Source organism: Thalassospira sp. CH_XMU1458, from assembly GCF_037027205.1.
Taxonomy (GTDB): domain Bacteria; phylum Pseudomonadota; class Alphaproteobacteria; order Rhodospirillales; family Thalassospiraceae; genus Thalassospira; species Thalassospira tepidiphila.
Genome location: NZ_JAYMDW010000002.1, coordinates 648,586 through 668,465 on the forward strand (window position 1 = coordinate 648,586; position 19,880 = coordinate 668,465).

Genomic DNA, 19,880 nt, shown 5'->3' on the forward strand with positions numbered 1-19,880 from the left:
GGTTTTATGGCGTTTGACAACACTGGCGCGCTTTCATAAAGTGCGCGTGTTGATCAATTATGGTCAACGTTTGTCGTTGAAACACGGCGCTTATTCTCAGGGCAGGGTGAAAATCCCGACCGGCGGTAAACCAGTTTTGGTAAGCCCGCGAGCGCCCATAGGTCGCAAGACTTTTGGGGTCAGCAGATCCGGTGAGATTCCGGAGCCGACGGTAACAGTCCGGATGGGAGAGGATAAAGCGTGACGGTCGTGACAGGAACGCTTTGGCGTGACTGATCTGCCGTCTGCCTGCGACCGCATTGTGACATTTGTCGCAAAGCGGGCCTTTCTTTATTGCCCTGGTTCGTAAGCCCTATCCGTAGAGGACGGTTATGAATCAGAGTATTGAAAAACAATCCGATCTGTCGATCTTTGGCGATCCGCATGCGCGTATGGAACGTGCGCTTGATGATCTGCGCCAGGGAAAAGGCGTTCTGGTTGTTGACGATGAAGATCGCGAAAATGAAGGCGATCTGATCTTTTCAGCAGAAAATCTGACCAATGAACAAATGGCGATGCTCATCCGCGATTGTAGCGGTATCGTCTGCCTGTGCCTGACCGACGAGAAGGCAACTGAACTTGAACTGCCGCCCATGGTCGCAGACAACACATCCAGCATGGGGACCGGCTTCACCGTCACCATCGAAGCCAAAGTCGGCGTCACAACCGGTGTATCGGCCGCTGATCGTGTCACCACGGTAAAAACGGCCATCGCCGATGACGCCAAACCGAGTGATCTGGCGCGTCCGGGCCATGTCTTCCCGCTGCGCGCCCGCCCGGGCGGTGTTCTGGAACGTCGCGGCCATACCGAAGGCACGGTTGATCTGATGCGTCTGGCAGGGTTCAAGCCCGCTGGTGTGCTGTGTGAAGTCACCAATCCGGATGGCACAATGGCGCGGCTGCCGGAACTGATCGAATATGCCAAGACCAGCGATATGGTCGTGATCAGCATCGAGGATATCGTCGCGTATCGCATGGCGATGAAGCAGGCGGCTGAATAAAGCCAATCTGTTGCCATTGATAAAAGAAGAGGGCCGCGTCCTGATAGGTGCGGCCCTTTTGCTGTTTTGGTGATCGAACGTGATCAGTCGTCAATCATGCACCAGACCGGTGTGTGATCAGATGCCTTTTCCTTGCCGCGTGGCTCCCGGTCGATGTCCGATGCGCTCAGACGGTCTGCCGCCGCCGGGGTCAGAAGGAGGTGGTCAATACGAAGACCGTTATCCTTGTTCCATGCACCGGCGCGATAGTCCCACCAGCTATATTGGTGACCTTTCGGGTTGAAGGTCCGGAATGCGTCGGTAAAGCCCATATTCATCATGGTGCGCAGACGTTTGCGTTCAACCGTTGTGCACAGCACCGTTTCACGCAGTTTCACCGGGTCATAGACGTCCATGTCGTCGGGCGCGATGTTGTAATCCCCGCCCATGACAGCGGCGTCACCACTGGCACGAATTTTCTCAAACCGGGTGATCAGGCGATCCAGGAAGTTCAGTTTGTAATCAAACTTTTCATCGCCAACAGCTGTTCCCATTGGAACATAGATCGAGGCAACCCGGATCGGACGATTGGATCCGATGGTTGCCTCGATATAGCGGGCTTGTTCGTCATCATCATTGCCGGGCAGGCCACGTTCGACATCTTCGATCGGGAATTTGGAAAGGATCGCAACGCCGTTGTAGGTCTTCTGACCGTGAATGGCGATGTTGTAGCCAAGGTCCTCGATCTCCATCGCCGGAAAAGCGTCATCAACCGTCTTGGTTTCCTGTAACAGGACCACATCGGGTTTCCCGTCCTGCAGCCAGTCAAGAATGTTTGGCAGGCGTGCCTTGATCGAGTTGACATTCCAGGTGGCGATTTTCATTCGGGCCTCGGTTTTTAGGTGTTTGGTCAAACAAAACGGGGTTCGCCAATAACGAACCCCGCTTTATAAATCGGTTTGTCGATCCGGATCAAATCGAGAAACTTGATCCGCAGCCGCATGAAGAGGTGGCATTCGGATTGTTTACACGAAAAGCTGAGCCAACCAGCTCACGCACGAAATCAATCTCTGCACCGCCGAGAAGATCCAGCGATACTTCGTCGATCACCATTTTCGCACCGTGGTTTTCAAAGATACGATCTTCGTCAGTGGTGTCTGAATCGAGCGAGAACTCATACTGGAACCCACTGCAACCGCCGCCAGACACCTGCAAACGCAGCATGGTGTTCGCAGCACCTTCGCTGGCAATCAGTTCCTGAATGCGTTTTGCAGCACTTTCAGTCATTTGAACTTGCCGAGAAGAATCGGTCATTCAACACTCCTTGGTCTTGTCCTGCCGGGGCAGGTGTGTTTGCGATCCTTGGTCACATCATAGCATGATCCGAACGCAGTATTTGAGTCAGTATTTAGCGCGCATGGCTGAAATGTCAAAACCTGTAATGTCTCTAAATACGGGTGACTTGCGTTTTGAGGTGAAATGGCTCAAAACAGGCGCCAGTCAATTGGCCGGTCCGGTCAGAACCAGAAATTACAAAGTTCCAAGTCATGAATGTTTTCAGCCTGTTGAAAAGCGACATCGAGAACCAGATTCTCGCCCTTGAAAAAGACGGTGTTCTCCCTGTGGGAACCGACACTTCACGTGTCACGGTGGAGCCGCCGCGCGATGCGTCTCATGGGGATGCCGCAACAAATGCGGCGATGTTGCTTTCAAAGGCTGCTGCCATGAAGCCGCGTGATCTGGCGGAAAAGCTGGCCGAAAAACTGCGTGGTCTTGATCACATCGAAGAAGTCGAAATTGCAGGCCCGGGTTTCATCAATCTGCGGATGGCCGAGCGGTTCTGGCTTTCACAGATCAGCCAAATCCTTGAAGTCGGCACTGCCTATGGCAATAGCGACCTTGGCAAAGGCGAAAAGATCAACGTCGAATATGTTTCGGCAAACCCGACCGGCCCGATGCATGTCGGCCATTGCCGTGGTGCGGTTGTTGGTGACGTGCTTGCCAACTTGCTTTCAAAGGCGGGCTACGCCGTCACCAAGGAATATTACACCAATGATGCCGGTGCGCAGGTGGATGTTCTCGCACGGTCGCTTCATTTGCGCTATCGCGAAGCCCTAGGCGAAGAGATCAGTGAAATTCCGCAAGGCCTGTATCCGGGGGATTATCTTGTCGCGCCGGGCAAAAAGCTTGCGGAACGCGATGGTGACAAGTGGCAGAATGCCCCGGAAGATGAATGGCTTGAAGAGTTTCGTGCTTTCGCCATCGTCGAGATGATGGCCCTGATCAAGGAAGACCTTCGTCTTCTTGGTGTTTCCCATGATGTCTTCACATCCGAAGACGGCTTGGTAAAGGCGGGCAAGGTCCAGTCGGCCTTTGAACATCTTGAGAAAAAAGGCGACATCTATGTCGGCGTTCTGGAGCCGCCAAAAGGCAAGAAGCCTGACGACTGGGAACCGCGCCCGCAAACCCTGTTCCGTGCAACAGAATTTGGCGACGATGTCGATCGGCCTTTGAAGAAGTCCGATGGCAGCTGGACCTATTTTGCGTCCGACATTGCCTATCACTTTGATAAGTACGAACGCGGCTTTAACCTGATGATCGACATCTTTGGCGCCGACCATGGCGGCTATGTCAAGCGCATGAAGGCCGCCACCAAGGCGATTACGCACGGCGAGGGCGACCTTGATGTCAAGCTTTGCCAGCTGGTCAGCCTGTTTGACAATGGCGAGCCGGTCAAAATGTCGAAACGTGCCGGGACCTTCGTCACCCTGCGTGATGTGGTTGAGCGCGTTGGCAAGGATGTCGTGCGCTTCATCATGCTGACCCGCAAAAATGATGCCGCACTTGAATTCGATTTCGCCAAGGTGACCGAACAGTCCAAGGACAACCCGGTTTTCTATGTTCAGTATGCGCATGCACGTGTGAATTCGGTCTTCCGTCAGGCGGCTGAAGCCTTCCCGGGACAGGATCTGTCGGAGAAGACGCTGGCGACCGCGGACCTGTCATTGCTGAGTTCGGAAGATGAGAAGCTTCTGGTGCGCCGCATGGCTGAATGGCCGCGGATTATCGAACAGGCGGCCGTTGCGCATGAGCCGCATCGCATTGCCTTTTTCCTGACAGAAATTGCCGCAGAATTCCATGCATTGTGGAACAAGGGACGTGACAACACCGCGCTGCGCTTCATCATTGCCGATGATTTGCCTGCGACTCTGGCACGTCTTGCGATGATCCGTGCCGTTGCCACGGTCATTGCGTCCGGTCTTGAGGTTGTGGGCGTTAAGCCTGTCGAGGAGATGTAAGAGATGAGCGAAGAACACGGTGCCGACCTTCATGCAGAGCGCGCAGATCATTACGGATCAGAAAAGCCCGCCAGCAAGAGCATGATCAAAGGGCTGGTTACCGTGTTTCTTGGCGTTGTCGTGGTTGGTGGCGCGCTGGGCGGGGCAGGTTACTGGTTTTATAATCAGGGCCACCCCATTCAGGACGATGGCAATTTGCCGATCCTGCTTCCTGATCCATCACCGATCAAAATTCGCCCGGAAGATCCGGGGGGAATGGAAGTTCCCCACCGTGAAACGACAGTCTACGACCAGCTAAGCGACGTTGATCCGGATGCAAATGTCGTGTTGCAGGAACTTCCCGATATGCCTCGTGCACCGGAAGTCTCGGCAACGCCCAAGGCAGCCCAGCCAAATCCAACGGCCGAGGCACCGGCAGATGCGGGCGCAACCGAAACAGTGGATGCACCGCAAGCGACCGAAGCTGAAAGCAATGCAGAGCCTGCTGTTAAAGCACCGGAAATTGCAGCTCCTGAATTGACGGACGCCGAGAAAGCGGTTGCCGCTGCTGAAAACCGCACGGTCGAATCCCCGGCCAAGGAGCAAGCAGCAACCGAACCGGTGCCAGCACCGCAGACAACGGCCGCGGCTCCTGCGTCGGGCGCGTTCCGTGTGCAACTGGCCTCGGTCCGCGAAGAAAGCGGGGCAACTGCTGAATGGAAACGGTTGTCTTCGAAAAACAAAGACTTGCTTGGCAATCTTGAGATGTTTGTGCAACGTATTGAGATCGAAGGCAAAGGTGTCTTCTATCGGTTGCAAGCTGGTCCCCTTGGCGATGCCGGCGCTGCCGAAAAGCTTTGTGCGGATTTGAAAGAACGCAATGTGGGGTGCCTCATTGTCCGGCCTTGAAGTCAAAAAGCCACGTGCCTGCATTCTTGGTGTTTCGGGAACGGAACTCAGCAATTGGGAAAAGGGCTTCTTGCGTGAAGCCGATCCGTTCGGGTTTATCCTGTTTGCCCGCAACATCGAAAACCGTAATCAGGTCCGTGCCCTGACCAACGCACTGCGCGAAACCGTTGGCAATACCAACGTGCCGATTCTTGTCGATCAGGAAGGCGGCCGCGTGATGCGGTTAAAACCGCCACATTGGCGCAAGATTGCGCCGGCCGGTGTGTTTGGTGATCTCTTTGATCGAAACCCGGATGATGCACGCGAGGCGGCCTATACCAGTGCGCGGCTGATGGCGATGGACCTGCGTGAAGCCGGGTTTAACACAACCTGCGCCCCTGTTCTTGATCTTCGTCTACCCGGTATGAGTGACGTGATCGGTGACCGGTCATACGGGGCAGAGGTTGGCAAGGTCGTGATGCTGGTCAGTGCCGTGGCCGCAGGTCTTCTGGATGGTGGCATTGCACCGATCATCAAGCATATCCCGGGACATGGCCGCGCGACGGTAGACAGTCACAAGGACCTGCCGATTGTCACCGTATCGCACGAGACGCTGTCCGAGTTTGATTTTGCGCCCTTTGCGCAGATGAAGGACGTGCTGGCGGCAATGTCGGCCCACCTGCTGTTTACCGCCATTGATGATCAACGCCCCGGCACAGTTTCCGCAACTGTCATTCAGGACATCATTCGCGGTGAAATCGGCTTTGATAACCTGCTGATCAGTGATGATCTGTCCATGGAGGCGCTCGGTGGCTCCATCGCCAGTCGGACGCATGAATGTCTGCGTGCCGGGTGTGATATTGCGCTTCATTGCAATGGCAAACGCACCGAGATGGAGGAGGTGGTATCGATGGCACCGCTTTTGACCGGTACGTCCTTGCAGCGTGCGCAGACCTTTACCAATCAAATTGCCACCTTCAAACACGACGCGCCAAGCAGCACCCAGATTACCGATTGGCAGGCCCGGCTTGCCGATCTTCTGGCGCCGGTTTGGTCAGCAGGAGATGATCAGAAGTGAATGACACCATTGACCTGATCGTTTCGGCGACAACCTGGATCATTCCGGTTTTGCTTGCTGTGACGTTGCACGAAGCAGCCCATGGTTTCGCCGCCAAGCTGTTTGGTGATGATACGGCCCAACGCATGGGGCGTCTGAGCCTTAACCCGATCCGCCATATTGATCCGGTCGGCACAATCCTGATCCCGGGTTTGCTTTTGATAACGGCTGCACCGTTCCTGTTTGGCTATGCCAAGCCGGTGCCCGTGGCGTTTCATCGACTGCATCCACAGCGTTTGGGCGTGATTGGTGTTGCGATTGCAGGTCCGGCGACCAACGTGGCACTCGCCATCGTATCAATCCTGCTTCTGGTGTGGCTGCCAAGCTTCTCGCCAGCGGTAAATGACTGGCTTGCGACCATGCTCAATCAGTCGCTTTGGCTGAATTGCATTCTGGCGGTGTTTAACATGTTGCCGATCCCGCCACTTGACGGTGGGCGGGTTCTGACCGCAATTTCACCGATGCCGATTGCACGGGTCTTGGCGCGTATGGAAAAAACCGGCATGATCATATTGATCGGATTGGTCTTTCTGTTGCCTTATGTCACGACGCAACTTGGTATAGACCTGCCGGTGTTCCAGTGGTTGGTGCTTGAACCGGCCAATGCACTGGTCAGGCTTCTGGCAGATATCTTTGCCTGAACGCCGACAGACGCGGGGGATAGTCGGGGATATATGGCAGACCAGTTCGAATTCGAAATTCCAGATGATGTGTTTGACAAGAAACCGGTCGATGAAGAACCGAGCCTTGCCGAACGCCTGATTCTTGATCTGGACGGGTTCGAGGGGCCGCTTGATGTGTTGCTTGAACTGGCACGCGACCAAAAGGTCGATATCATCAAGATTTCCATTCTCGATCTTGCCGAACAATACCTTGAATTCATCAATACCGCACAAGGTCTGCGCCTTGAACTGGCGGCTGATTACCTGGTGATGGCAGCCTGGCTCGCCTACCTTAAATCGCGCCTGTTGCTTCCAAAACAGGAAAATGACGAGGAAGAACTCAGCGCCGAGGAAATGGCAGAGCTTCTTGCCTTCCAGCTTAAGCGGCTTGAGGCAATGAAAGCGGCTGGTGAGAAACTTCTGGAACGACCAAATTTGGGACGTGATTTCTTTAGTCGCGGCGATCCTGAGGAAGTGCGCGTTACAACGGCGTCTGTCTATGACGCATCGCTTTATGACCTGCTGAAGGCTTATGCGCGGATCATGCTGACATCGGAAAGCAAAACGCTTGAGATCGAGGCATTTGATCTTTACGCGATGGATGATGCCATCCAACGATTGCGCGATTTGTTTGGCCGCCGCGTGGTGCCGACATGGACAAGGCTGCTTGAATTCATGCCGCGCGGACTTGGGACACCGCTTAAGGCGCGCTCTGCATTGGCGGCGCATTTTGTTGCCAGCCTTGAAATGTGCCGCGATGGCGAACTGGAAATCTCACAAGAAGAGACCTTTGGGCCGATTCTGCTGCGATCACCACAGACTGTGCGGGAAGGGGATCTACCGCGCAATTATGACTACGACGCAGACACGTTTAAGAAATAAGTTGGGCAGGGGCACGCAATGAGCGAAGAAACGCAGCTTGAAATCGAAGGCGTCGAATCCGGTCCGGAGATTGACTTTCAACATATTCGTATTGTTGAGGCCGTTTTGTTCGCTTCTGCCGAACCGGTCAGTGAGCGGGTGATCGCTGCACGCTTGCCCGAGGGCACTGATGTCAGCGCCATCATGCACGCGCTTGCCGAGACTTATGAGCCGCGTGGCGTGAACCTTAAACAGATTGGCGACAAGTGGGCATTTCGCACCGCGATGGACTTGGCCGGGGACCTTCATATCGAGGTCGAAAAGGCCAAGAAACTGACGCGTGCGACATTGGAAACCCTTGCGATCATTGCCTATCACGAGCCGGTCACAAGATCCGAGATCGAGGAAATCCGCGGTGTTGCACTATCAAAGGGCACACTTGATATCCTGCTTGAATCCAAATGGATCCGTCCGCGTGGGCGCAAACGGGTGCCGGGTCGCCCGGTTCTTTGGGCGACAACAGATAACTTCCTTGAACACTTTGGTCTTGAAAGCCGTGATGATCTGCCGGGGTTGGCGGATCTGAAAGCTGCAGGGCTGCTTGATAGTCGACCGGGTATGGGCCGTTATGGTGCAAGTTCGGATGATGAAGCCTTGCCGGATCTGATCGACGATGGTGAGGTCACCGATTCTGTCGTCGAAGAGGCCCTGACGACCCGCAATCTCGACGATCTGGATGAAACCATCTATTCCGACAATCCGAACCTGTATGACGATGATGAACAGGTACCGGGCACGGCAGGCGAAAGCGACCTTGAGGACCATGCGGACGATGAAGACGCCCCAAAGAGCGATCACGATCACGAAACCAATTGATCCATCTTCTTGCATCACACGGGCGCTGACCTTAAGTTCCACGAAAGATTTCGCAAATCATTTGCACCTGCGGGTGCCCGATCCCTGTTGTAAGAAGAGTTTTCGATGACCGACGGCCTGAAGATGTCGCATGTTTCTCACCTTTTCGGCGAGAACCGCGTTTTGCGCGATATCAGCTTTGATGTCGCCCCCGGCGAGTTGGTGTGTCTGCTCGGCCCGTCGGGGTGTGGCAAGACCACAGCACTTCGCTTGGCGGCAGGCCTTGAAAAGCTTCAGGTTGGTGCGATTTCGGTCGATGATCAGATCGTTGCCCAGCCGGGTGGCTATGTAGAGCCCGAGAAGCGCGGTGTTGGCATGGTCTTTCAGGACTATGCGCTGTTCCCGCATTTGAATGTGGCGAAGAATATCGGCTTTGGCCTGCGTCATTTCAGCGAAGCGGATCGCATGAGTGCAATCAAGGCTGCACTCGAACAGGTCGGCATGTCCGAATATCTCAACGCCTATCCGCACGAGCTTTCTGGCGGTCAGCAGCAGCGTATTGCCTTGGCGCGCGCGCTTGCGCCGAAGCCGCGGATCATGCTGCTTGATGAACCGTTTTCCGGTCTTGATGTCGCTCGGCGTGCGGATTTGCGCGATACCACCTTGCATGTTCTTAAGGATGCCGGGATCGCCACTGTGATGGTCACCCACGATCCTCAGGAAGCCATGTATATGGCCGACCGGATCATCATCATGAATGAAGGGCAGATCATGCAGGACGGATCGCCGGAAACACTGTATTTCCGGCCGGAAAACCGTTTTGTGGCCTCATTCTTTGGCGAGGTTAACCGTTTCCCGGGGACAGTTGTGGATGGCAAGGTTGCAACACCGTTTGGTGATGTCGATAGCCAAAGCATCGAAAACGGCACTGAAGTAGAAGTCCTGATCAGGCCTGAAGGCCTGCATATCGGCGAAGCGCTGAACGGGCATGACGTTCTGGCACATGTCGATGCGGTGCGTGTCCTTGGTGAAGTCAATCTGGTTCACCTGACACTTGAGGCCGGTGCCCACATTCACGCGCGTGTCCCACGACGCTTTTCACCGATTAATCAGCCATCTGTCGCTATTACGCTTGATCCCGACATGGCCTTCGTGTTTCCTATGACCTGATGCGTCGTCGCGGACCGGGTTTTGGCCTGTTTCGACAGACGGAAAGACGCACACTAAACAGGTATTTTGCACTGCATGGTTATTAACCAACCGTCGCATTGCACAGTGGGGGGCTTTCTGCCATTATCCGGGCAAGTCGCCGGCAGGCAGAATGGATCTTTGGAGATTTAAGTTATGGGTATTGGCGTTTGGCAAATCGTTCTGATTCTTGCGATTGTCCTGATCATCTTCGGCGCAGGCAAGCTTCCGAAAGTGATGGGTGACATGGGCAAAGGTATCAAGAGCTTCAAAGCGGGCATCAACGAAAAAGAAGAAGATGCAGGCGCTTCGGCCAAGACCATCGAAAACACGACCTCTGCTTCGGTTTCATCCGAGAGCAAGGACAATGAAAAGGATTCTGTGAAATCCTGATCGTCTGTCGGATTTCCTTCAGATAGGCGTGTCATATGTTTGATATCGGCTGGACCGAAATGGCTCTTGTGGCCGTCGTCGCACTGTTTGTCGTCGGCCCCAAAGAGTTACCGCATCTGCTGTACAAATTGGCGGGCTACTGGAAAAAAGTGCGCGGTATGGCGCGTGAATTCCAGAGCGGAATTGATGACATCATCCGTGAAGCGGAACTTGATGATCTGCGCAAGCAGGTCAACAGTTCGCATAGCAATCCGACCGATTTTCTGGAAAACAAAATCTCAAGCCCAAAAAGCGACGGCAAAAAGACCGAGTCCAAGCCGAAAGCAGAGAAACCGGCCGAAAAGGCGGATACTCCTGCTGCAAAACCGGCAACGACAACGGGTACGCCCGCAGATGACAGCAAGAAAAAAGATCAGCCGGAGAGCCAGGCGTGAACATGCAATCGCATGACAAACAGATGCCGATCATGGAGCATCTGATCGAGCTGAGAAACCGCCTGACTTGGGCGGTTCTTGCTTTGTTTATTACCTTTGGTGTCTGCTACTACTTTGTCGAGGATATCTACGGGTTCCTCGTCCAGCCGCTTGCAGAAATCATGGGGCCCGACAGGCGCATGATTTATACCGCCCTGACCGAAGTGTTCTTCACTTACGTAAAGGTTTCGTTCTTCGCGGCCTGTTTTGTCTCTGCACCAGTATTCCTCGGACAGTTTTGGGCGTTTGTCGCGCCTGGTCTTTATAAGAACGAACGTTCGGCATTCATGCCGTTCATCTTTGCGACCCCGATCCTGTTCCTGATGGGCGGTGCGCTGGTCTATTACCTGATCATGCCGCTGGCCTGGAAGTTCTTCCTCAGTTTCGAACAGGCGGGGGGCGCGTCAAACCTTGCGATCCAGCTTGAAGCCAAGGTGGGCGAATACCTGTCATTGGTGATGAAGCTGATCTTTGCGTTCGGGCTTTGCTTCCAGCTGCCGGTGCTGCTGACGTTGATGGCGCGTGCTGGCATCGTCACCGCGGATGGCCTTGCACGTCGCCGGAAATACGCAATCGTCATTGCATTTGGGTTTGCCGCCGTTCTGACCCCGCCGGATCTGATTTCTCAGATCGGGTTGGGCATTCCGATTATCATTCTTTATGAAATCTCGATCATCATGGCGCGCATTTCCGAGCGCAAGCGTGCGAAAGCCGCAGCGGACGATGACGCGGATGAGGATGATGAGGCGGACTCAGATGATGACGACGGCGAGGCAGAGGCCGCAACCGGAACCGCGGTCGCAACGGCGCAAGACGGTGTCGACGCACAAGGTGAGGCGGCTGCATCCTATGATGACGGTCAGACTTCCTTGACCCGCTCCTCTGACGATGACGGGGATGCGCCCAAGCTGTCCGGACCGTCGAACAATGATGACGGCGAGGATGATTTCAACAACGCCCGTTGATTGAAATCCCCCGCCTGAAACGTCCGATTTGACGGGGTGGACCTTGTGTCCACCCCATCGTATAAAGCCACAAACAGATAGACTGACAGGGTGCTCTTCGATGCACGACATTAAATGGATTCGGGACAATCCCGAGGCTTTTGACGCAGCAATGACTGCGCGCAAACAGGACGTTACCGCACAGCGTCTGATCGATATCGACGTTGAACGCCGCAAACTGATGACTGAACATCAGGAAATGCTGGCCCGCCGCAAGACGATCTCAGGTGAAATCGGCAAATTGCGCAAGAATGGCGAGAATGCCGACGACCTGATGGCCGAAATGGGCACGCTCAAGGACAAGATCAAGGAAGCCGAAGACGGTCAGGCATCCCTGAACGACCAGCTTGATCTTTTGCTGTCGTCTTTCCCGAATATTCTTGATCCCGAAGTCCCGGTTGGCGAAGACGAAAACGACAATGTCGAAGTCAATCGTTGGGGGACCCCGGGTGAGTTTGATTTTCAGCCGCTCGAACATTTCGAGATCGGTGAGAAACTTGGCATGATGGATTTCGAAACCGCAGCCAAACTGTCTGGTTCGCGGTTCGTCATTCTGCGTGGCGGTCTGGCCAAGCTCGAACGTGCGCTTGCACAGTTCATGTTAGATTTGCACACAGGCGAACATGGTTACCAGGAAACCATCACGCCGATGCTGGTCCGAGATGACGCCATGTTTGGTACCGGCCAGTTGCCGAAATTCGCCGAGGATTCGTTTAAAACCACCAATGACTACTGGCTGATCCCGACGTCAGAAGTAACCCTGACCAACCAGGTTGCCGGTGATATCATTGATCAGGCAAAACTGCCGCTGCGCTATACGGCACTTACCCAGTGTTTCCGCTCCGAAGCGGGTTCGGCAGGGCGTGATACACGCGGCATGATCCGCCAGCACCAGTTTTCCAAGGTGGAAATGGTTTCGGTGGTCGAAGCAGAGAAATCTGACGAGGAACTGACCCGCAAGACGCGCTGTGCCGAAACAGTCCTTGAACGTCTTGGCCTGCCGTATCGCACGGTTATTCTGTGCACCGGCGATATCGGGTTCTCGGCGGCAAAAACCTATGACATCGAAGTCTGGTTGCCGGGGCAGGGCAAGTACCGCGAAATCTCGTCATGCTCGAACACGCGTGATTTCCAGGCGCGTCGCATGAACGCACGTTACCGTGCTGCCGGTGACAAAAAGACTCAGTTTGTTCATACCCTGAACGGGTCTGGCCTTGCCGTTGGTCGTTGCCTGATTGCCGTGATGGAAAACTATCAGCAGGCGGATGGCTCGATCCGTGTTCCTGATGCGCTCAAACCCTATATGGGCGGGTTAGAGGTGATCTCGGCGGGCTAGGACGATACCGACATGATGGATCTCACCAAAGCACGCATCCTGATCAGTAATGATGATGGCATTGACGCGCCCGGGATCAAGATATTGGAACAGCTCGCACGCGAGTTTTCCGATGATGTGTGGGTGATTGCACCGTCGATGGAACAAAGCGGGGCAGGGCATTCCCTGACCCTGCGCCGTCCATTGCGTATTCATAAACGTGATGAACGGCACTTTGCTGTGGATGGTACGCCAACCGATTGCATTCTGCTTGGCTTGCAGCAAGTCATGCGCGACACCCCGCCAGATATCGTGCTTTCGGGGATCAACCGGGGTGGAAACCTTGGCGAAGACGTGACCTATTCCGGGACGGTTGCCGCCGCCATGGAGGCAACATTGCTTAATGTGCCTGCGGTCGCGTTTTCACAGTATTTCTCTGGCGACATGATCGACTGGACGATTGCCGAGAAATACCTCAAGGATGTTCTGGCAACATTGGTCACGACAACTTGGCCCAAAGGCGTTCTGATCAATGTCAATTTCCCGGATCACGAAGCCAATGGCGGCGCAGAGATAAAGATATCAAGGCAAGGGCAGCGCAAGATCGGTGATCACATCGCCGAACGCCTTGATCCGCGCGGCGAGCCATATTACTGGATCGGGGCTATTCAGTCTGAACTGCCAGAAGACAAAAAGTCTGATTTGCGCGTGATCGAGCAGGGCAATATTTCTGTCACCCCGATCAGCCTTGATTTCACCCATTACGATACGTTTGAAAAACTGACGAAGGCCTTTCCGTGAACGAGCCGGTGATTACGCGCGAAACCGCCATAGCCAACCTGTTGCAGATCCTTCGTGATGATGGCATTCACGATGAAGCCGTGCTGTCTGCACTGGCTGACATCCCGCGCGAGATTTTTGTCGCCGATCCGTTCGTCAGTCGGGCCTGGGAAAACGTCGCGTTGCCGATCAGCAAGGGCCAAACGATTTCACAGCCCTATATCGTGGCCCTGATGACACAGGCGCTTGAGCTTAATGATCGCATGAAGGTGCTGGAAGTCGGCACCGGTTCTGGTTATCAGGCAGCGATCCTGGCCAAGCTCGCCCGGCGTGTTTATACCTTGGAACGTCACAAACCGCTCCTGCGCGAGGCTGAGGACAAGTTTCGCGAGTTGGGCCTGCACACCATTTCGACATTGCATGCCGATGGTGGACTTGGGTGGAAAGCACAGGCACCGTTTGATCGCATTATTGTCACGGCTGCGGCACAGGACGTTCCGCCGGTGCTTGTCGATCAGCTTGCAGTTGGTGGCATCATGGTCGTGCCTGTGGGGGAAGTATCCCACACACAGCTTTTGCTGCGTGTCTTGCGTACGCCCAGTGGTGTCGATGTTACCGAACTGATGCCTGTCCGGTTCGTTCCCATGCTTCCGGGCACCGAGGAATTCTGACACCTGTCAGGCCATTTAAATCCATCCTGAGCAGTCTGATGCTTACTGATTGTTAACCGCTGATCGGAGACAATCAGAAACATGATGGAAAATTGTGTCAAAAGCGCTGTTTATCTCGGAAAACGCCTGTTGCTTGTCTGTGCAGCAAGTGCGGCGCTTGGTGGCTGTTTGCTCAATTCCGTGCCGGTGCCGGTGGTTTATGGCGATGGGGCGAGCTACAGCCCCTATAGCATGCCAAAGCTCAAGAACGGGGAACGGGTCATCACGGTCGAGCCGGGCGACACAGTTTCGCAGCTTGCCGTGCGCTATCACATGGACTTTATGCAGTTCACCCGCCGCAATGACCTTCGCGAACCGTATGTGATCTATCCGGGGCAGCGCCTTGTCCTGCCACCGTGGACACCCAATTACGACAGCCTGCCACCAGATACAGCGGTTGCGTCCAGATCGGGCACACCGACCAAGACTGTCACGATTGGCGGCAAGCGTCAGGTCGTAAGCGTTCCGGCGAAAGCAACCAGAGCGCCAGCACAGACCGCGCGGCCGACGACGACCGTCGCACGCGTATCACCACGCAACGGCGGAAGCATTCCGACGCCAGGACTGAAACCACAGGACTATGCCGCCGCTGCCGAACGTCAGATGGCCTCCGCCCGCAGCTGGCAGACGGACAGCAAATCGACACCGATTGCCGGGCAGGGCAGCTCTGTGCGTCAGAATGTCACCTTGGCCGATCCATCTGCACGTAAAGGGTTCATCTGGCCGGTTCAGGGCAAGGTTGTTCTGAAATACGGTGCTGGTACGGGTGGGTTGTTTAATGACGGTATCAATATTCAGGCCAATCGCGGTATGCCCATACTTGCCGCCGACAACGGTGTTGTGACCTATGTCGGCAACGAGTTACGCGGTTTTGGCAACCTGATCCTGATCAAGCATGCAGATAACTTTGTGACCGCCTATGCACACACTGAAAGCCCGCTGGTCGCCCGTGGTGATGTTGTGACGCGCGGCCAGAAAATCTCGACGGTCGGCACAACCGGGGCCGTGACCTTCCCGCAGCTTCACTTCGAAGTCCGCCAGGGTCGCAAGTCGTCCGACCCGATCAAGTTCCTGCCAAGCGTTATGGTGTCGCGCTAACAAAAAACACCCGGACAATCGGCCCGGGTATTTTCCGTTTTTCCGCTGTCTCAGTGTTGGCTAATCGATCGATTTGCCAAGTTCGCCAGCGACTTCCTGAATAAACTGCCAGGCAACACGGCCCGAACGGCTGCCGCGTGTAACGGTCCATTCCTTGGCACGTGCATGCAGCTCTTCGGTCGGGATATCGATCCCGAATTCCTTGGCATAGCCTTCGATGATCTCGAAATAGACGTCTTGCGAGATATTGTGGAAGCCAAGCCAAAGACCGAACCTGTCCGATAGGGAGACTTTTTCCTCAACCGCCTCGGACGGGTTGATCGCTGTGGAGCGTTCATTTTCAATCATGTCACGCGCCATCAGGTGGCGGCGATTAGACGTCGCATAGAAAATCACATTCTTTGGACGGCCTTCAATGCCGCCGTCAAGAACCGCCTTCAGCGACTTGTAGCTTTCATCATGCATGTCAAAAGACAAATCATCGCAGAACAAAATCGTGCGGCGACCGCCTTCTTGCAGGATGTGCAAAAGATCGGGCAGGGTCGGAATATCTTCACGATGAATTTCGACCAGTGCCAGTGATGACGGGCTTTCAGCATTGATCTTGGCATGCATCGCCTTGACGATGGAGCTTTTACCGGTACCACGCGCGCCCCAAAGCAATGCGTTGTTAGCCGGCAGGCCATCAGCAAAGCGCTTGGTGTTGTTATACAGGATTTCCTTTTGCTGCCCGATACCCTGAAGAAGCCCGATATCGACCCGGTTCACGTTCCGAACCGGTTGCAAGTAGCTTGTTCGTGCCTGCCAGACAAAGGCATCGGCAGCGCTCAGATCATTTTTGGCGCGCGCAGGCGGTGCCATGCGTTCGAGCGCTGTGGCAATTCGTTCGAGTGTGGGCAAAAGTTTATCGAAATCGCTACTCATCGGGGCCTCTTGGGTGTTTCTTTTTTCCGGTGACGTTTTTTGTTGGCCGGAAAGCTAGCACATTAGGATGCCAATGGAAGTGTTTGTTCTAAGGGCCTTCGTGCAACACAAGGTGAACAAAAGCACACAAGTGCCGATTTTACCGCTTTGAAACCGGTTCTCCCTTGCTTTGGCGTAACACCCCGTTATATTCCGGCAGTTGATATTTTTTGTTCTGAGGAATTAGGAGTTCCTAATGTTTATTTCGACGGCTTACGCTCAGGCCGCTGGTGGTGCAGACGGTGCTGGTGCACTGATGCAGTTTGCGCCGCTGATCCTGATTTTTGTTGTTTTCTATTTCCTGCTTATTCGTCCTCAGCAGAAAAAGCAGAAAGAACATAAGGCAATGCTTGAGGCGATCCGTCGTGGCGACAAGATCGTCACCGCCGGTGGCCTGATTGGTACCGTTGCCAAGGTTGTTGGCGACGATGAACTGTCGGTCGAGATCGCCGAAGGTGTGAAAGTTAAAGTCGCACGTGGCATGGTTTCAACGGTTCTTTCAAAAACCGAACCGGCCAAAGGCGATGCCAAAGACGAAAAAGAAGAAAAAGCAGAAGAGACCAAGAAAGACTAATCTCTTCGTATCAAGTGAGGCGGGGCAGTTGGCTCCGCCTTCTTGCATTTTGCCGGTGGCCTGAAGCGGTACCAAATACCCGTTGTTCCAAGAACCATGGAACCAGACCAAGGTTGACCCTGACAGATCCGGTCACAAACACATGCTTTATTTTACCAAATGGAAAGCAGCACTGGTCCTTCTGGTGTGTGCTTTGGGCGTAATCTACGCTGCGCCAAACTTCCTGCCGTCGGGTACTCTGGCGACAGAATCCAGTTACCTGCCGGGCAAGCAGATCAATCTCGGCCTCGATCTTCGTGGCGGCTCGCACATGCTGCTTGAAGTCGACACCGACAGTGTCCTGCGCGAACGTTATGACGCGCTTGCCGATGCGATCCGCACTGAACTGCGTCAGGAACAAATCCGTAACCGTCCGCGTGAAGCCACGGCCAACGGTGCCGAGATTACTATTCTGCGGGCCGATGACGTTGAAAAGGCGCGTGAAATCGCGCGCACCGCGGAACCCAATACCGAGCTGAGCGGCGAGGGGAACAACATCGTTGTGACCTATAACGAAGTCGCTTATCGCGAACTGATTGACCGTGCGATTGCACAGTCGCTGGAAGTTGTCCGTCGTCGTGTTGACGAACTGGGCACCACCGAACCATCCATCCAGCGCCAGGGCGAAAACCGCATCGTTGTTCAGGTTCCGGGTCTTGATGATCCGTCGCGCCTGCGTGATATCCTGGGCCGTACGGCAAAGATGAACTTCCATCTTGTGAATAACGAAAAAACGGCCGCCGATGCGCGTGCGACCGGCCTTCCGCCGGGAACCATGATTCTGCCGTCGGCAGATGAAGGCGATGGTATCCGCGAATATCTGATTGATCGTCGTATCGTTGTCTCAGGTGACAACCTTGTCGACTCTCAGCCGACCTTCAGTGACGGTCGTCCGGTTGTTTCCTTCCGCTTTGACGCGGCAGGCGGCGCGCGATTTGGCGATATCACCAGCAAAAATGCCGGTCGCGGTCTTGCCATCGTTCTTGATGGTGAAGTGATTTCCGCACCGCGCATTAACGAACCGATCCTTGGCGGTAATGGTATCATTACCGGCCAGTTCAGCGTTCAGGAAGCCAACGACCTTTCCCTGCTTCTGCGTGCCGGTGCGTTGCCTGCACCGATGCAGATCCTTGAAGAACGCTCGGTTGGTCCGGGCCTTGGTCAGGATTCGGTCGAGGCTGGCGAATTTGCTGCCGTGCTTGGTCTGGTCTTTGTGATTGCCTTCATGGTGATCAGTTATGGCCGGTTTGGTGTCTATGCCGACATCGCGCTAATGATGAACCTGATCCTTGTTCTGGCGGTGATGTCTGTTCTTCAGGCGACCCTGACCCTGCCGGGGATTGCGGGTATCGTTCTGACCGTCGGTATGGCGGTTGATGCCAACGTGCTGATTTTTGAACGTATCCGCGAGGAACGCCGCAACGGCCGTACAATCATCAATGCGATTGATGCCGGTTATCGCAGCGCCATGTCGACCATTCTTGATGCCAACATCACGACGCTGATAGCAGCCCTTGTGCTGTTTAGCTTCGGATCTGGTCCGATCAAAGGCTTTGCCGTGACACTGGCCATCGGCATTATCACCTCAATGTTCTCGGCGATCTGGCTGACCCGACTGCTGATTGCAGCATGGGTAAAACGCAGCCGTCCGACCGAGTTGGTCATTTAAGGAAGGGAACAGGGAAGATATGAAACCTTTACATCTTATCCCGGATGACGTGAATATCCCGTTCCTTAAATTCCGGAAGATATTCTATATCGCGTCTTTGCTGATGGTGCTGGCCTCGGTCGGTATGTTCTTCACCAAGGGCCTTAACTTCGGGATCGATTTCCGGGGCGGCATTCTGGTCGAAATCAAGACCAATGGCCCGGCCGATATCAATGCACTGCGTGACAATCTTGGCAGCCTCGGCCTTGGCGATGTTTCGATTCAGGAATTCGGCGAGCCGGATGATGTCCTGATCCAGTTGCAGCGCCAGGATGGGGATGAAGAAGCCCAGATGGCGGCCCTTGCGGCTGTCACCAACGCACTTGGCGATGACGTCACCATTCGCCGAAGCGAACTTGTCGGTCCGAAGGTCGGTGGCGAGCTTAAGGAAGCCGGATTCTATTCGGTCGTGATCTCGTTGTTCCTGATCATGGTCTATATCTGGGTTCGGTTCGAATGGCAGTTCGCTGTCGCGTCGGTTGTAGCCTTGCTGCACGACGTCCTGATCACTATCGGTTTCTTTGTGATTACCGGAGTTCAGTTCGATCTGGCGACCTTGGCAGCGGTTCTGACGGTGGCCGGTTATTCGATCAACGATACGGTTGTTGTGTTTGACCGTATCCGCGAATATCTGCGCAAGTTCCGCAAGATGGAAATCCCGGATTTGCTGGACCTGTCGATCAACTCGACGCTTTCGCGCACGACCATGACGTCGTTTACGACGTTGCTGGCACTCATTGCCTTGTTCGTGTTCGGTGGCGAAGCGATCCGCGGTTTCACCATGGCGTTGATCTTTGGCATCGTGATCGGGACCTATTCCTCGATCTGTGTCGCGTCACCTTTGCTGATCGTCCTTCGCCTCAAACGTAAAATTCCCGAGGCGGAAGAAGGTCAGGAAGCTGGCGCCTGATCAGCCGGGTTGGATTTATAGACATTTACACTATGGCCGGGTTTG

Annotated in this window: 21 protein-coding genes and 1 riboswitch; of the genes, 18 read left to right on the plus strand and 3 right to left on the minus strand. The window is 54.6% G+C overall.

Going from position 1 to position 19,880, the window contains the following annotated elements:
- The first annotated feature begins 88 nt into the window (after nt 1-88).
- A riboswitch (FMN riboswitch) is annotated at nt 89-239 on the plus strand.
- A gap of 132 nt (nt 240-371) precedes the next feature.
- Nucleotides 372-1,040 (plus strand): 3,4-dihydroxy-2-butanone-4-phosphate synthase, encoded by a 669-nt coding sequence (gene ribB, locus WBY09_RS10385; protein ID WP_286792067.1) that lies wholly within the window; start codon nt 372-374, stop codon nt 1,038-1,040.
- A gap of 83 nt (nt 1,041-1,123) precedes the next feature.
- Here the strand turns inward: ribB and xth are convergent, their stop codons facing one another.
- Both xth and erpA read right to left on the minus strand, forming a co-directional pair.
- A complete protein-coding gene (gene xth, locus WBY09_RS10390) occupies nt 1,124-1,903 on the minus strand; it encodes an exodeoxyribonuclease III (RefSeq protein ID WP_286792066.1) in 780 nt (259 codons plus the stop codon).
- 88 nt (nt 1,904-1,991) lie between these two features.
- Complete coding sequence (erpA, locus tag WBY09_RS10395; RefSeq protein WP_008890980.1) at nt 1,992-2,333, minus strand: iron-sulfur cluster insertion protein ErpA; 342 nt, start codon at nt 2,331-2,333, stop codon at nt 1,992-1,994.
- Between the two features lie 233 nt (nt 2,334-2,566).
- Here erpA and argS point away from each other — a divergent pair, with 233 nt between their 5' ends.
- The 14 genes from argS to WBY09_RS10465 all read left to right on the plus strand — a co-directional run bounded on the left by argS (nt 2,567) and on the right by WBY09_RS10465 (nt 15,641).
- On the plus strand, nt 2,567-4,318 hold the full coding sequence (argS, locus tag WBY09_RS10400) for an arginine--tRNA ligase (RefSeq protein WP_197147518.1): 1,752 nt from the start codon (nt 2,567-2,569) through the stop codon (nt 4,316-4,318).
- A 3-nt stretch (nt 4,319-4,321) separates the two neighbouring features.
- Nucleotides 4,322-5,206: an SPOR domain-containing protein gene (locus WBY09_RS10405; RefSeq protein WP_336232684.1), complete on the plus strand. Its 885-nt coding sequence runs from the start codon at nt 4,322-4,324 to the stop codon at nt 5,204-5,206.
- Complete coding sequence (gene nagZ, locus WBY09_RS10410) at nt 5,193-6,263, plus strand: beta-N-acetylhexosaminidase (RefSeq protein ID WP_336232685.1); 1,071 nt, start codon at nt 5,193-5,195, stop codon at nt 6,261-6,263. Before WBY09_RS10405 ends, nagZ begins: the two co-directional genes overlap by 14 nt.
- Nucleotides 6,260-6,943: a site-2 protease family protein gene (locus WBY09_RS10415; RefSeq protein ID WP_008890984.1), complete on the plus strand. Its 684-nt coding sequence runs from the start codon at nt 6,260-6,262 to the stop codon at nt 6,941-6,943. Before nagZ ends, WBY09_RS10415 begins: the two co-directional genes overlap by 4 nt.
- Before the next feature lie 33 nt (nt 6,944-6,976).
- Nucleotides 6,977-7,846: a segregation and condensation protein A gene (locus WBY09_RS10420; protein WP_336232686.1), complete on the plus strand. Its 870-nt coding sequence runs from the start codon at nt 6,977-6,979 to the stop codon at nt 7,844-7,846.
- A gap of 18 nt (nt 7,847-7,864) precedes the next feature.
- Nucleotides 7,865-8,701, plus strand: a complete 837-nt coding sequence (gene scpB / locus WBY09_RS10425; RefSeq protein ID WP_336232687.1) for an SMC-Scp complex subunit ScpB — start codon at nt 7,865-7,867, stop codon at nt 8,699-8,701.
- A 105-nt stretch (nt 8,702-8,806) separates the two neighbouring features.
- Nucleotides 8,807-9,850: an ABC transporter ATP-binding protein gene (locus tag WBY09_RS10430; protein ID WP_336232688.1), complete on the plus strand. Its 1,044-nt coding sequence runs from the start codon at nt 8,807-8,809 to the stop codon at nt 9,848-9,850.
- Between the two features lie 174 nt (nt 9,851-10,024).
- Nucleotides 10,025-10,261: a twin-arginine translocase TatA/TatE family subunit gene (tatA, locus tag WBY09_RS10435; RefSeq protein WP_044829067.1), complete on the plus strand. Its 237-nt coding sequence runs from the start codon at nt 10,025-10,027 to the stop codon at nt 10,259-10,261.
- A 35-nt stretch (nt 10,262-10,296) separates the two neighbouring features.
- Nucleotides 10,297-10,695: a Sec-independent protein translocase protein TatB gene (gene tatB, locus WBY09_RS10440; protein WP_287446441.1), complete on the plus strand. Its 399-nt coding sequence runs from the start codon at nt 10,297-10,299 to the stop codon at nt 10,693-10,695.
- A 2-nt stretch (nt 10,696-10,697) separates the two neighbouring features.
- Nucleotides 10,698-11,699 carry a twin-arginine translocase subunit TatC gene (gene tatC / locus WBY09_RS10445; protein ID WP_336233061.1) on the plus strand — a complete coding sequence of 334 codons (1,002 nt, stop codon included), beginning with the start codon at nt 10,698-10,700 and terminating at the stop codon, nt 11,697-11,699.
- Between the two features lie 100 nt (nt 11,700-11,799).
- Nucleotides 11,800-13,074 carry a serine--tRNA ligase gene (gene serS, locus WBY09_RS10450; RefSeq protein WP_120224752.1) on the plus strand — a complete coding sequence of 425 codons (1,275 nt, stop codon included), beginning with the start codon at nt 11,800-11,802 and terminating at the stop codon, nt 13,072-13,074.
- Between the two features lie 12 nt (nt 13,075-13,086).
- Nucleotides 13,087-13,854 (plus strand): 5'/3'-nucleotidase SurE, encoded by a 768-nt coding sequence (surE, locus tag WBY09_RS10455; RefSeq protein WP_336232690.1) that lies wholly within the window; start codon nt 13,087-13,089, stop codon nt 13,852-13,854.
- The gene (locus WBY09_RS10460) at nt 13,851-14,504 is read left to right on the plus strand and encodes a protein-L-isoaspartate(D-aspartate) O-methyltransferase (RefSeq protein ID WP_008890993.1); all 654 of its coding nucleotides are present in this window, start codon (nt 13,851-13,853) and stop codon (nt 14,502-14,504) included. The genes surE and WBY09_RS10460 overlap by 4 nt, the downstream gene beginning before the upstream one ends.
- 81 nt (nt 14,505-14,585) lie before the next feature.
- Nucleotides 14,586-15,641, plus strand: coding sequence for a peptidoglycan DD-metalloendopeptidase family protein (locus WBY09_RS10465; protein ID WP_336232691.1), 1,056 nt, complete (start codon nt 14,586-14,588; stop codon nt 15,639-15,641).
- Between the two features lie 60 nt (nt 15,642-15,701).
- Here the strand turns inward: WBY09_RS10465 and WBY09_RS10470 are convergent, their stop codons facing one another.
- Nucleotides 15,702-16,565, minus strand: coding sequence for an ATP-binding protein (locus tag WBY09_RS10470; RefSeq protein ID WP_336232692.1), 864 nt, complete (start codon nt 16,563-16,565; stop codon nt 15,702-15,704).
- Between the two features lie 235 nt (nt 16,566-16,800).
- Between WBY09_RS10470 and yajC the strand changes: the two genes are divergently transcribed.
- From yajC to secF, 3 genes are all read left to right on the plus strand, one after another.
- The gene (gene yajC / locus WBY09_RS10475; RefSeq protein WP_008890996.1) at nt 16,801-17,178 is read left to right on the plus strand and encodes a preprotein translocase subunit YajC; all 378 of its coding nucleotides are present in this window, start codon (nt 16,801-16,803) and stop codon (nt 17,176-17,178) included.
- Nucleotides 17,179-17,320: 142 nt separating this feature from the next.
- On the plus strand, nt 17,321-18,886 hold the full coding sequence (gene secD, locus WBY09_RS10480) for a protein translocase subunit SecD (protein ID WP_064781509.1): 1,566 nt from the start codon (nt 17,321-17,323) through the stop codon (nt 18,884-18,886).
- 19 nt (nt 18,887-18,905) lie between these two features.
- The gene (gene secF / locus WBY09_RS10485; protein ID WP_064781335.1) at nt 18,906-19,835 is read left to right on the plus strand and encodes a protein translocase subunit SecF; all 930 of its coding nucleotides are present in this window, start codon (nt 18,906-18,908) and stop codon (nt 19,833-19,835) included.
- Nucleotides 19,836-19,880 lie beyond the last annotated feature (45 nt).

What these genes read in the sequence shown, in the direction of transcription:
- ribB (WP_286792067.1), top strand. Translation starts at nt 372, where the DNA reads ATGAATCAGAGTATTGAAAAACAATCCGATCTGTCGATCTTTGGCGAT.
- xth (WP_286792066.1), bottom strand. Translation starts at nt 1,903, where the DNA reads ATGAAAATCGCCACCTGGAATGTCAACTCGATCAAGGCACGCCTGCCA.
- erpA (WP_008890980.1), bottom strand. Translation starts at nt 2,333, where the DNA reads ATGACCGATTCTTCTCGGCAAGTTCAAATGACTGAAAGTGCTGCAAAA.
- argS (WP_197147518.1), top strand. Translation starts at nt 2,567, where the DNA reads ATGAATGTTTTCAGCCTGTTGAAAAGCGACATCGAGAACCAGATTCTC.
- WBY09_RS10405 (WP_336232684.1), top strand. Translation starts at nt 4,322, where the DNA reads ATGAGCGAAGAACACGGTGCCGACCTTCATGCAGAGCGCGCAGATCAT.
- WBY09_RS10420 (WP_336232686.1), top strand. Translation starts at nt 6,977, where the DNA reads ATGGCAGACCAGTTCGAATTCGAAATTCCAGATGATGTGTTTGACAAG.
- scpB (WP_336232687.1), top strand. Translation starts at nt 7,865, where the DNA reads ATGAGCGAAGAAACGCAGCTTGAAATCGAAGGCGTCGAATCCGGTCCG.
- WBY09_RS10430 (WP_336232688.1), top strand. Translation starts at nt 8,807, where the DNA reads ATGACCGACGGCCTGAAGATGTCGCATGTTTCTCACCTTTTCGGCGAG.
- tatA (WP_044829067.1), top strand. Translation starts at nt 10,025, where the DNA reads ATGGGTATTGGCGTTTGGCAAATCGTTCTGATTCTTGCGATTGTCCTG.
- tatB (WP_287446441.1), top strand. Translation starts at nt 10,297, where the DNA reads ATGTTTGATATCGGCTGGACCGAAATGGCTCTTGTGGCCGTCGTCGCA.
- tatC (WP_336233061.1), top strand. Translation starts at nt 10,698, where the DNA reads ATGCAATCGCATGACAAACAGATGCCGATCATGGAGCATCTGATCGAG.
- serS (WP_120224752.1), top strand. Translation starts at nt 11,800, where the DNA reads ATGCACGACATTAAATGGATTCGGGACAATCCCGAGGCTTTTGACGCA.
- surE (WP_336232690.1), top strand. Translation starts at nt 13,087, where the DNA reads ATGATGGATCTCACCAAAGCACGCATCCTGATCAGTAATGATGATGGC.
- WBY09_RS10465 (WP_336232691.1), top strand. Translation starts at nt 14,586, where the DNA reads ATGATGGAAAATTGTGTCAAAAGCGCTGTTTATCTCGGAAAACGCCTG.
- WBY09_RS10470 (WP_336232692.1), bottom strand. Translation starts at nt 16,565, where the DNA reads ATGAGTAGCGATTTCGATAAACTTTTGCCCACACTCGAACGAATTGCC.
- yajC (WP_008890996.1), top strand. Translation starts at nt 16,801, where the DNA reads ATGTTTATTTCGACGGCTTACGCTCAGGCCGCTGGTGGTGCAGACGGT.
- secD (WP_064781509.1), top strand. Translation starts at nt 17,321, where the DNA reads ATGCTTTATTTTACCAAATGGAAAGCAGCACTGGTCCTTCTGGTGTGT.
- secF (WP_064781335.1), top strand. Translation starts at nt 18,906, where the DNA reads ATGAAACCTTTACATCTTATCCCGGATGACGTGAATATCCCGTTCCTT.